We start from the raw sequence: 12,299 nt of genomic DNA on the forward strand, positions 1-12,299 counted from the left end.
ATATGATTACTCACGACCCTATCCATTCCGAACGATCCTCAACGGTTTTATACAATCGCGACTGGCACAAAGGTGTGGTCGGCATCGTGGCCTCCCGCCTCACCGAACATTACTATCGCCCAACAATCATCCTGACTGAATCGAATGGGTTGGCCACCGGCTCAGCTCGCTCTGTGCGCGACTTCGACTTATATGAAGCGATTGGCCAATGCGCCGATTTGTTGGAATCGTATGGTGGACACATGTACGCAGCAGGGCTGACAATGAAGATCGATAATATTCCGGCATTTAGCCGACGCTTTGAAGAAATTGTCAGAAACAACATCACCGATTCGCAAAAAACAGAAATCCTGGAAGCTGATGCCAAGCTGCAACTATCGGATATCACACCAAAATTCTATCGTGTTCTAAAGCAATTCGAACCTTTTGGGCCACACAATATGACCCCTATGTTTCTGACCGAAAATGTTCTTGACAACGGAACCAGTCGTTGTGTCGGACGCAATCAGGAACACTTGAAGCTCGACTTAGTCGAGCCGACCGGAAATTCTTCTGTTTTTTCAGCCATCGCCTTCAATCAAGCCAATCATTTTGAAGGAATTAGCCAGGGGCTTCCATTTGACATCCTATATACGATTTCGGAAAACGAGTTTAGAGGAAAAACCAATTTGCAGCTTTACATTCGAGATATCGAAGCAAAAATATATTAATCCCTGTTTTACAAATCCTATAAAAATATCCCTATGAGTTTTCCCAACACTGGCCAAACCCAATTCACACCCAGAAACATGGTTCTGGGCGTACAATTTTTGTTTGTTGCATTCGGAGCAACAGTTCTGGTTCCCTTATTAGTCGGCATTGATCCTTCGGTAGCGCTTTTTACTGCAGGAGTGGGCACCCTTCTTTTTCACCTGATTACAAAAGGCATGGTTCCTGTTTTCCTCGGTAGTAGCTTTGCCTTTATCGCACCAATCATTGAATCAACCAGACTCTATGGTCTTCCAGGCACATTCTCCGGAATCATCGCTGTTGGCCTTGTGTATGCGCTTGTTTCGGGTCTAATAAAACTTCGGGGAATTACTTTTGTTGAACGCTTATTCCCCGCCACTGTTGTTGGCCCGGTCATCATGATCATTGGTCTTTCGTTGGCAAGTGTCGCCGTTAATATGGCGAAGACAAACTGGATTATTGCAGCAGCAAGTTTATTGGCGGCTATTGTTGTTGTGGTTTTCACGAAAGGGATCATCAAACTCATTCCCATTTTTATTGGAATTATTGTAGGGTATCTTGCCGGACTTGCTCTGGGTGTAGTTGATTTCACGCCTATAAAAGAAGCAGCCTGGATTGGATTACCGAAATTTACCACTCCTGAGTTCAGCTGGGGAGCTATCATATACATGATTCCGGTAGCAATTGCACCAATTATTGAGCACGTGGGCGACATGTATGCGATTGGCGGTGTAGCAGATAAAAACTTCATCGAGAAACCGGGTCTGCACAGAACATTGCTTGGCGATGGTATTGCAACCAGTTTGGCCGGATTCTTTGGAGGTGTCCCCAATACAACTTATTCAGAAGTAACCGGCGCTATATCGCTAACCAAAGTAACAAACCCGTTTATACTTCGAATCTCTGCTGTTACAGCGATTGTTTTTTCGTTGATTGGCAAAGTGAGTGGTTTCTTAAAAACCATCCCTCAAGCTGTTTTGGGTGGAATCATGCTGCTACTTTTTGGGTTGATCGCCTCTATTGGCATCAAAACACTGATTGACTCAAGAACTGACATAAGTTTGATTCGTAACCAAGTAATTGTTTCGATTGTGCTAACTGTTGGAATCGGAGGAGCTGTTATCTCATGGGGTAACTTCTCGCTTGCCGGAATCGGACTAGCTGCTGTTGTCGGTATTATTTTAAATCTGATTTTACCGGGAGAATCAAAAGAAGTGCAAACGCAAAAGAAATAAGTCACATAACTTATACAAATAAATAGCTCCCGTTTAATATCTGTTAAACGGGAGCTATTTGTTTTAAGTCTATTTTTAGTCTTTTACGTCCTCAACTGGCGCATCAATAAGGCCGTAAAAACTAATCATTTGCCGGTGATCCGAATTCACCGAAAGAGTGGCGTATCCACCCAATCCAATTTCCAGGAACATTCGATAATTATCGCGCGAAGTCTTCACTTCAAACTTAATCTCGTACAACTTTCTCCGCTCGTTGTATTCCCGCGTTATTGCCTTGGGTTTCTCTTTAAACTTTATTCCCCCATCCGTGTCACCATACGGAGCTTGATACGCTCGTCCGAAATAGGGCAACCATGCCACTACAGTATCTCCATCAAATTTCAAATTGTAAGTAGAAGTAAGATCAATTCTTCGCCCGGTTAAAGGGTTCGCAGAACGGGCATCAAACACAAAATTACCAGACTCAACTAATTCTTCTATTTCAGAAGCCTTTTGTGCTTTTCGTTCTCTCGCTGTCATTTTTTGTGCAAAGCTGCTCTGCCCACAACACACGACAACCAACAGCATCAATACAAATGTTTTCATAGCTCTTCGTTTATAAGTTCGTAATTGTACTGCAAAAGAAGTACCACGTCACCAATCAACAAAACTCATTCGCAAATGAACGTACCCATTCAGGCAACACAATTTCAATTCTCCGGATGCATTTCGTTCCTTTTTTTCCACAGCGACTCCCATCCTAAATCAGCGAAGCATGGCCCCTGTGTGGCTTCGGAAAACTTAATACCATTATGAGCGCCGTTCCATTCCATGACCTTCACCTGGTTGTTACAATCCACAACAACATCCCACCCTACCGCTCTCACAAACGGAACCTGCAGATGTAGTTTTTTCACAACCCGCACACATTCATCGAAAAACGGGATCTTTTGCGCTCCAAAAACAAATGCGGTATCCGGGTGGCAGTTTACAGTTTTCCAATTAGACATAAAAGCCACAGAGGAAAGCTCACCCGTTGTCGGATCAACAGTAACCAGGAGCTGAGAGGCCGACTGCACATGGGTCTCTGATTTTCGGCCAATTCGCAGGTGGCATGCGCGCAGGCTGCACTCACCCGAATTTAGAATGACTGTGGTAATCCGAAGCGTCGCAACCGCGCCCCGAACAATTTCGTCGAAAAAAGGATGTTGTACGATGCAGCTCTGAACAACTCCATTCCCAAGCCGCTCTAGTTCAGCCGGACTAAAGGTTTCTCTGGTAAAGAAGTGGATCCCTTTCCCCTGAAGCGAATTATCCAGTTTAAAAACGATCCGGGTCGATTGGCTAAAGAAATACTCAGAAAGCTGTTCCGGCTTCAACACCTCGTTTGATTTTGAGACCCAAATGCCATTGACATAAGCTCCCATGTCCGGAAAATAATCAGAATTAAACAGTTTACCCGTCAATGGCTTAAGAAAAGAAACTTCGCCATAGCCTCCTTTTATTGCAGGGACGACTGTCTTTGCATAGTAATTATCGGGAATCCAGCCCTCCCGAAACTCCCCGGCTACAGCCGCATATACATACAACCAGGGCGCGAACATCGGATGTCCGAAAACATCTATTGCATAGCCATCGCATAGCCGAATCAAATGTCGTTCTGTTTTCCCCCGCTCTTGTTCAATAGAGTGCAAAAGCCCCTTTGCGATTTGTTTTTGCAGGAAATGATACCGATAATCTCTGGTAAACTCGAACATACGAAGAGCGAGCGAGGCTACTTTTCCCATATCTGCTTTCTTTTTAAAATTTGGGATTCTCTGACGGACATCATTGAATTAAAAACACGTATTCGTGCATCAATTCGAACAACAAATCTCGTCAGAATCATCCTATAAAATATACGGATAAAAAGCAGATAACCGACTGACCTTCGAAGCATTTATCGCGACAGACTCAATTATATAGTGGGCGATCGCATTGGTTCAGCCGGAGTCCAAAGCCAACTATCGAGATGGAAGGGCACAAAAAAACCGGGTTTCAGACCCGGTTTCAATTAGTAAACTATCTTTTCTTTGCACACCCTCTCCGCATTAAGCAAGGGGGCTGCGTACATTTTCATAAACAATCGCTTTTGGCACTCTGCATCTCCTTCGCCAATGGTTTTAACCAAATCATCCAGCAATTCATAAAACTTTTCCTTGCATCCATCAGAGATCTCTCCATTATGTTTGCCAGACTCTGAAAGCATATCGGCTGCCAGATAATTATAAGGCCATAATTTATAGTTTTTATAAATACAGGCGTCAATCTGGTCGGCTAGTCGTTGAATACATTCCTGTGGATTTTCAGCCTGTGCAATACGTTCCAATTGTGCATCAATCGGTTTGCCAAAAGCAAAATGCACTCTCCCTTTCGGACGAGTTAAGCCATAAGCCATACTTTTCAGATCGTCGGCTTGCGTTTTCACATAACCATCCCGCTCCTTCTTATAAATCTCTTCGACTTTCGAAATACCGCAGGGTTCACGTTCATAAGAAATGGACAACGGAACAATCTTGAGTTCGCGAAAACCACTTTCGAAGTCGCCTGAATTGCTCAGATTCAACATTTTCAAAAGCGCTTGCTGTGTCTGATCACAACCGTCCTTGGTACGTCCTTCGCGCTGGGCAATCCAAACCGAAATATTGTCCTTAGTAACTGTTTTCCGGATATATTGAGAAAGAGTTTTGGAAGCTGTCAATAGCTCCCGAACAGGAAGATTACGTTTAACCACGAAAGCCCGGTTCAGCTTTACAATATGCTGAATCCAGTCGTAAATAAGCAGATTATTGCCTATTGCCACTTCGGTTGTATTCATGCCGGCATTCACAACAATATAGTTTAGAATAGCCGAATCAAGAATAATATCCCTGTGGTTAGAAATAAACAAGTAACTCTGCGACTTGTCCAGATTTTCGAGTCCACTGTAGGTTATCCCACTAGTCGTCCGCTTGATAATCCAGTCCTCAATTAAAGGATACATAAATTTCAGCTGCAACTCCTTAATTGAGTTCACACCGGCAAGCATCGCACTAACTTCTTTTACTTTGTTTTCATCATTAAAAATGAAAAACAATACCTGGCGGAACAAATCATCGTTCAATAGTACATTGATGTAATGATTAACTTCTTGATCTTCGTAAGGACGAATATCGTCGAAACACATCATATCCCTCATTCAGTTGATTTAGGGGCGCTAATATACAAATTGCTATTTAAATCCTAAACCGAAATTGAAACTTCAACTCGGTTCGGGTATTTCCGTCGATCGCTGTAGCTCCACTGCCAAGCGAGTTTACATCGAAATACCAACTACGGGACAGCTTCATCCAGAAATCTATCTTTTCACATAATTTAACTTTTCCATTTACATAAGATCGAATTCCTTCGCCATAAAAGGCTGGTATTGAAAATTGATAGAGCAAATCGTTTTCATAAGAATAGATTCTTGAATCGTAGTCGTCGGTATTAAAATAAGCCAGTCGAAGCCAAAAACGTGAATTCGAAGTTTTAGTTTGAAAAGAAATATCCTGACTCAACAAATACCCACCCGAGCTTTGCTCATGCTCATAAAACGAATGCTCAAATCTGGTTTGAATTGAAAACTGCTCGTTCAAATTTCCACTGAGCTGCAACCGAGCTCCTTGTCTAATCTGATCCAGATCATACCGTAAAACATCCGTACTTATTTTCACCGGCTTCTGCTCGTAAAAGTACCGACCATATATTTGCCAGTCGTGATTTATCTTATAATCCAGTCGAATCATATATTCACAGCCCTTAGCCGGAGCAGCCGTCGTATACTTTATCCATTTATACTGAAAGAAATCGGCGTAGGCTTTCACCTGAAATTTCGCCACTGGTAGTAATCGCAAACCCAAAAACACCCCCTGCTCATCGTTCACCCGACTGTTTTCCGTGAAAGCCGCAGCGATGGGCGAATTATATTTTTTGCCAATATTTCGATAGAGCGCCGATAGGGAGACCTGTCCAACAGGCTGAAACATGAATCCGTTGAGCACCGCAACATCCGAATGAAGTGAGCTGGCCATTTCGCCAAACAAATACATTCGGTTAAATGTATACCGGTAGTCAACTGAGAAATTACTAATCTCACTTCCCTGAAACAAAAACTGATTATAAAGCCCACTTTGCCGGACCAATGGCAGCTCATAACAGGTATGCAAGCCCGAAAACCCCAACTCCAACCGACCGGTCCGGTATCCCAAATGAGCCCCGCCAACTAACGCTGCAACTGAATTCTTATCCTCTATTTCCGATTCAGTGCGGTGCAACCCACTGGTTTGAATCGAAGTGAAGACCTTCGTTCCGTTCAAGCTATCGACATTCGCATCGAACTTTTTGTACGATATAAAAGGCTGCAATTGAAATTTCCCGAGGCTTAGATTCGCGGCAACACCGCGCATGAAATTATTCTCGTCGGTTGATGAATAAGCCTTAATCCCTTGATTAAAGCGAGCTATTCGTTCTACATCAGTGGATTTGCCCATTGCAAACCCTTGCCACGCGGCTAGTCCCTGCCCCCATTGAACGACGTAGTCACCAACTAAAACGGCGTTCTTATTTTGTCCAAATTCATACCGTAGAAACCCACTTTTATAGTCGAATCCATCTGAGTTTGGCTGCCTGAAGAAAGGCTCTCCGGCATCCTTTTCTGCTGTAACCCCCAACTGAACGACTCTCGAGTCAAGCCGATACCGCAGATAAAGCTTCTCCTGCGATCCACTATAATCTCCATCTTTGAATCCAGCTTGTTTTTCAATCAAGCGCGTTCCTCTCACTAATAAGTCTTGTCTTGTCCTTCGAAATTTCACAGGAGTTAAACTGGCACTAAAATCAACAAAATGAGCAATCATCTGTGCGATCTCCGGATTAAATCCATCGACCAAAGCCAGCTCATAAACCGACAAAATCGCCCCCGATTCTTTTCGATAATCTAAAAGCGCCTGCACTTGCAGAGGCGACATAAAAAACAAAGGAGCAAATTCATCCTGACCTGCCGTGTTTATCGCTATTGGACTTTCTTCCAACCGAACCAAGTCGCTTAAAAGCAGTTCAACATCTGCATTCTCATCTTCTTCCAACACTTGCTCTAATAAATCTTGCAACTGCTCATGCAATGGCGTATCTGTTTGCTGTGCACGCGCCAACAAAGAACTCACCAAAACCAATATGACCAACAGAGCCCTTTTCATGGTTGCTTAAAACAAAGTGTTACTATCGGCGAAAAACCTAAATACTCGTGATAAGAAAAAGCGAGGTCAGCCTGAAGTACACCAACCAGATAGCCGATCCCAAAAGCCCATTCCGAATTCCGCGTTTGAACTCCTGCCCTTAAATAAAGCCGCTGCTGAAGTTCATATTGCAAACCACAGTGCACATTCACACCATATTCATCGCAATAACTAAGCTGACCTGCAACCAGTAAATGATCCTGAAACACCCTGTGTGCCCCAACTCGAAATAAAAATGGATAATCATCGTGAACTTCCGGTACATTCATTTTGATTGAGAGCGGATTAAAGCAAGCCACTCCCAAGCCATAATCACCTTGCTGGTATTGAATCCCCAGACTAAACGTTAGCAACTCCGGATGACGCGAGCTTTCAGCCATCGAAAATCGGAAATAATGAAACAGAAGGCCATATGAGAGCCGCTCTCCAAATGCTTTTGATAATCCGGCAGTGATTTGGTTCTCCCGAAAAGCTTCATTCCCAAATTGCCCGATTGACGCCATCATTCGGCTATCATTAACAGGCATGACAAGATATACTGAAGCAGAAGAAAGGTCTTTTAACAAAAACCGATTAGAATAATTCAGGCCGATGGCAAAACCTGAACGAGCCGATGCCGCAGCATTGAGCCAAAAGCTCTCGCCCCAGCCAAGACTAGCACCGCTACTCCCTATCGCTTCAACAGATGCCGGCAAAACCACCGATTGTTGTCCTTGCAACAAGGCAGGCAACAGAAGAAAGCTGTATGCAATTACAATTTTATGAATAGTTCCACGCATAAAAAAAGGGTTTACCTTTTAAGGTAACCCTTTCTCTATCTTGTTGTCAAGTTACAAATTCTATCTTAAACAGTAAAGATATTTCTGTTGATTAATTAAATGTTAAAGAACAATAAGTTCCCGACGGCTGTCTCCTCTTTAAATCACTAAAAAGCGAGTTAGTTTGTTTTGAATTTGAATTTAATTTCAGCCAAATCCTGGTTGGCTTTTACAATCTTGGTTTTTAAGTTTTCCTTAAACAGGACAAGCTTCTCTGCCATTTCCGCATCGCCCAATGCGATCATCTGTGCAGCCAGGATTCCGGCATTTTGAGCTCCATTAATCGCAACGGTGGCAACCGGAATTCCCGGAGGCATTTGCGCGATAGCCAACAAAGCATCCAATCCATCCAAACTAGCACGAATTGGCACACCAATAACCGGCAAAGTGGTCATGGCAGCAATTACTCCCGGAAGATGAGCAGCCATACCTGCAGCTGCTATTATTACTTTAATTCCGCGATCTTTGGCTCCTTTCGCAAATTTTTCAACTTCTTCCGGAGTACGGTGCGCTGAAAGCGCATTAACCTCAAAAGGAATTTCAAACTCATCTAAAATTTTGGCCGCAGCTTCCATCACCCCTAAATCCGAGGTGCTACCCATGATGATACTAACTTTTGGTTCCATGTATATCTATTTTAAATCACTGTGAACAATATTCAAACAACTTAATTCTTCAACCTGTTCATTCAAATCACCTTTCGATACAATTATCACATTCGTAAAACGATGATTTTTGACAGGCTATCGCACTAACTTAAAGCGAAAATAATCAACGATCAACGATGGAACGAGCGATTATTTTTTGTTACTTTGCAACTTTTTAAAATCAGGACTAAAATAGTTGAAATAAAGTGATTATTAAAACAATTTTTCTTAATCCTTTGTCCATTTAAAACCAGAAATAAAAATGGGAAACATTACGATTATTGATAAAGAATTTGAATTATTTATCCCTTACGAGAAGATCCGGTCGGTTATCGAAACAATGACTGATCAGATGAATGAGAAGTTGCAGGGTAAAAATCCACTTTTTTTATGCATTCTGAATGGCTCATTCATGTTTGCGGCTGAAGTTTTCAAACGCATTACCCTGCTCGATGCAGAGATTTCCTTTGTAAAATTAGCTTCTTACCAGGGAACATCGACAACAGGAACAGTTAAAGAACTAATTGGCCTAAACGAAGATTTAGCGGGTCGAACAGTCGTTGTACTCGAAGACATCGTTGATACAGGAATCACGATCGAAAGAACCATTGAGCAAATCCAGTCGAAAAATCCGGCGGAAGTGTTGGTCGCTACTTTGCTTTTAAAGCCAGACGCACTGCAACGCGATGTCAAACTAGATTACGTTGGATTGGAAATTCCGAACGAATTCATTGTTGGCTACGGACTTGACTATAATGGCAGAGGCCGCAACCTGATCGACATTTTTAAAGTCGTAGAATAATCCCCCATAAATATTTTAAAATGTTAAATTTAGTTTTATTCGGCCCCCCGGGAGCAGGCAAAGGAACTCAGGCCGAATTCCTGATCGAAAGCTACGGATTGAATCACTTATCAACCGGAGATTTGTTACGCAACGAGATTGCAGCATCAACGCCACTTGGAATGGAAGCCAAACGCTACATGGACAATGGTGAATTGGTTCCGGACTCTGTCGTAATCGGAATGATTAAAAACAAGCTTGAAGCACAAACCGATGCAGCAGGTTTTATTTTTGATGGATTCCCTCGTACGGTAGCTCAAGCCGAAGCACTGGACCAGTTACTCAACGAAAACGGAACTCCGGTTTCGGGTATGTTAAGCTTAGAAGTTGTTAAAGAAGAGCTCGTGGCTCGTTTGCTCAACCGAGGTAAAACATCCGGACGATCAGACGATCAGGATGATTCGGTTATCGAAAACCGCATTAACGTCTATAATGAAAAGACACTGCCATTGAAAAACTATTATGCTGCACAAAACAAGCATTTTGGCATCAACGGCATGGGTTCAATCGAAGAAATTGCAGCTCGTTTAAAAGAAGCGATCAAAGCGCTATAAGTATATCGAAGAATTTCGCAAAGGACGGATGTTATCCATGCATTCGTCTTTTTTTGTTTATCTTGCACACATTCAATTTTTTATAAAAATGGCCGAAAACAATTTTGTTGATTACGTGAAGATTTTTTGTCGTTCCGGGAACGGAGGCCCTGGTTCTGCTCACCTTCGCCGCGAAAAGTACATCCCCAAAGGAGGACCAGACGGCGGAGATGGTGGACGAGGCGGGCATGTGATCGTACGTGGAAATGCCCAGATGTGGACACTTCTTCACCTTCGCTACAAGCGACACATATTTGCAGGCCATGGTGAATCGGGCGGAAAACAATGCAGTAGTGGTGCCGATGGAGAGGACATCTACATTGATGTGCCGCTGGGAACAGTTGCTAAAGATGGCGAAACCGGTGAGTTTATGTTTGAAATAACACACGACGGAGAAACACACATTCTGGTGCAAGGCGGACGTGGAGGACTAGGGAACAACCACTTTAAATCGCCAACGAACCAAACACCACGCTATGCACAACCGGGAGAACCATCAGCTGAAGGATGGAAAGTTCTGGAGTTGAAAGTTTTGGCCGATGTTGGCTTAGTCGGCTTCCCAAGTGCCGGAAAATCAACACTTCTTTCTGTGGTTTCGGCTGCCAAACCCAAAATTGCTGATTATCCGTTTACGACGCTTACACCAAACCTGGGAATCGTTTCATACCGCGATAACCAGTCTTTTGTGATGGCCGATATTCCCGGAATTATTGAAGGTGCTCACGAAGGCAAAGGCTTGGGCTTACGCTTCCTCAGACATATTGAGCGAAATTCGATGCTATTATTTATGGTACCTGCCGACAGCAAGGATCACCGGAAAGAATATTTCATTCTATTAAACGAACTGGAAAAATACAATCCTGAATTGCTTGACAAAGAACGTTACCTTGTGATTAGTAAATCGGACTTTCTGGATGATGAATTAAAAGCAGACATCAGCAAAGAATTCCAGGATATTCCACATCATTTTATATCATCGGTGACAAGTTCTGGTATTTCAAGCTTAAAAGATATCATTTGGCGAATTTTGAATAACTGATAAAAGCATCTATGGAGTCCATAATCGATCTTGACAAATCCATTTTTTTCTTTTTTAACGGAATGCACACTCCGTTTTGGGATGTCGTGATGGCTTTATTTACCCGAACTGAAAGCTGGTTCTTGCTTTTTGCGGTTATGCTCTATTATATCGTTCGTCGTTACCGAATGAAATCGGTTATTATCTTGGTGATATTGGCACTTACCATCTTAATATCCGATCAGTTTTCTGTATTTGTGAAAGAAACTGTTCAACGATTTCGACCAACACACGATCCAACGATTCAACACCTTGTACACAATATTCTTTCCAGAGGAGGACTTTACGGTTATTTTTCGTCGCATGCCGCCAACACTTTCGCGGTGGCTTGCTTTACCTCCTTTATTTTTAAAGACCGCAAATACAGCTTTTTGATCTTTTTCTGGGCTGCATTAGTGAGTTATACACGAATATACCTCGGCGTACATTTCCCATTCGACGTGCTCACCGGAGTTATTTTTGGAACAGCTCTCGGCTATGGCATGTATCGGCTCCTGGTTTTTATCGACAATCGATTCTTCGTTCTAGGATTACCGAAATTTTCCGACACACACCTGCGTGACAAAGATTTCCGGATTGTTCTGATTATTTTTCTTTCATTTGTCATTACCACGTTAATTGTGGCCAACAGACTCCAACATTTCAATTGGCTTCAGGTCCAATAGATGCTAACAGCAACAGCATATAACTAAACATCTCAGGGTTGAAGGTCGCCCGCATCATTCCGAAACATTTACTTCCAAATTAAAATCGCCACGTTTCACCTTCCAATCTCTCGTTTCATACTAAATCTCTATGCTCATACTGGTTACCCACACTAGTATTCATGTCGACAGAAGGCATTCAGCTACAATTCCTCATTCAAGAATAACCAGCAGGTAAAAAGATCGTCGATGTCGTTCAATTTTGTGAAAACATACCGAACTCTCCTTCCCGTCGGCAAAATCCAATCACCATTGATGTAGGTGGCAGTCAAAAAAAACCATCCTCATGACTTAAGATCCAATTCGTAACGCTATACCAAGTTCATTACCACAGTCAAAATGCTGCCTCTGCATCTTGTGCCCCCTGCACACATCAGCGCC

12 protein-coding genes are annotated in these 12,299 nt (G+C 42.8%); 6 read left to right on the forward strand and 6 right to left on the reverse strand.

Translation table 11 applies throughout. From position 1 onward, the window contains the following. Window positions 1–710, forward strand: a 710-nt coding sequence (locus ABZD21_RS16500; protein ID WP_372776203.1) for a DHHA1 domain-containing protein, incomplete at its 5' end; no start/stop codon positions are given. A gap of 33 nt (window positions 711–743) precedes the next feature. Then, a complete protein-coding gene (locus tag ABZD21_RS16505; protein ID WP_372776204.1) occupies window positions 744–1,964 on the forward strand; it encodes a uracil-xanthine permease family protein in 1,221 nt (406 codons plus the stop codon). A 75-nt stretch (window positions 1,965–2,039) separates the two neighbouring features. On the opposite strand, the gene ABZD21_RS16510 is transcribed toward ABZD21_RS16505, so the two are convergent. The 6 genes from ABZD21_RS16510 to purE form a co-directional block, all read right to left on the reverse strand. Next, window positions 2,040–2,549, reverse strand: coding sequence for a DUF4251 domain-containing protein (locus tag ABZD21_RS16510; protein ID WP_372776205.1), 510 nt, complete (start codon window positions 2,547–2,549; stop codon window positions 2,040–2,042). 104 nt (window positions 2,550–2,653) lie between these two features. Then, window positions 2,654–3,730: a sugar-transfer associated ATP-grasp domain-containing protein gene (locus tag ABZD21_RS16515; protein ID WP_372776206.1), complete on the reverse strand. Its 1,077-nt coding sequence runs from the start codon at window positions 3,728–3,730 to the stop codon at window positions 2,654–2,656. A gap of 266 nt (window positions 3,731–3,996) precedes the next feature. Beyond that, window positions 3,997–5,160 (reverse strand): 1-acyl-sn-glycerol-3-phosphate acyltransferase, encoded by a 1,164-nt coding sequence (locus ABZD21_RS16520; protein WP_372776207.1) that lies wholly within the window; start codon window positions 5,158–5,160, stop codon window positions 3,997–3,999. 37 nt (window positions 5,161–5,197) lie between these two features. Beyond that, window positions 5,198–7,198 carry a ComEA family DNA-binding protein gene (locus ABZD21_RS16525; RefSeq protein WP_372776208.1) on the reverse strand — a complete coding sequence of 667 codons (2,001 nt, stop codon included), beginning with the start codon at window positions 7,196–7,198 and terminating at the stop codon, window positions 5,198–5,200. Then, window positions 7,195–8,016, reverse strand: coding sequence for a hypothetical protein (locus tag ABZD21_RS16530; RefSeq protein ID WP_372776209.1), 822 nt, complete (start codon window positions 8,014–8,016; stop codon window positions 7,195–7,197). The genes ABZD21_RS16525 and ABZD21_RS16530 overlap by 4 nt, the downstream gene beginning before the upstream one ends. 158 nt (window positions 8,017–8,174) lie before the next feature. Further along, entirely contained in the window at window positions 8,175–8,681 is a 507-nt protein-coding gene (gene purE / locus ABZD21_RS16535) for a 5-(carboxyamino)imidazole ribonucleotide mutase (protein WP_372776210.1), read from the reverse strand. Window positions 8,682–8,964: 283 nt separating this feature from the next. Between purE and hpt the strand changes: the two genes are divergently transcribed. The 4 genes from hpt to ABZD21_RS16555 all read left to right on the forward strand — a co-directional run bounded on the left by hpt (window position 8,965) and on the right by ABZD21_RS16555 (window position 11,879). Beyond that, window positions 8,965–9,504 (forward strand): hypoxanthine phosphoribosyltransferase, encoded by a 540-nt coding sequence (hpt, locus tag ABZD21_RS16540; RefSeq protein ID WP_372776211.1) that lies wholly within the window; start codon window positions 8,965–8,967, stop codon window positions 9,502–9,504. A gap of 20 nt (window positions 9,505–9,524) precedes the next feature. Next, window positions 9,525–10,097 carry an adenylate kinase gene (locus ABZD21_RS16545; RefSeq protein WP_372776212.1) on the forward strand — a complete coding sequence of 191 codons (573 nt, stop codon included), beginning with the start codon at window positions 9,525–9,527 and terminating at the stop codon, window positions 10,095–10,097. Window positions 10,098–10,185: 88 nt separating this feature from the next. Further along, entirely contained in the window at window positions 10,186–11,175 is a 990-nt protein-coding gene (gene obgE / locus ABZD21_RS16550) for a GTPase ObgE (protein WP_372776213.1), read from the forward strand. Between the two features lie 11 nt (window positions 11,176–11,186). Next, window positions 11,187–11,879, forward strand: a complete 693-nt coding sequence (locus ABZD21_RS16555; RefSeq protein ID WP_372776214.1) for a phosphatase PAP2 family protein — start codon at window positions 11,187–11,189, stop codon at window positions 11,877–11,879. Window positions 11,880–12,299: the final 420 nt, after the last annotated feature.

Source organism: Mangrovibacterium sp., assembly GCF_041596335.1.
Taxonomy (GTDB): domain Bacteria; phylum Bacteroidota; class Bacteroidia; order Bacteroidales; family Prolixibacteraceae; genus Mangrovibacterium.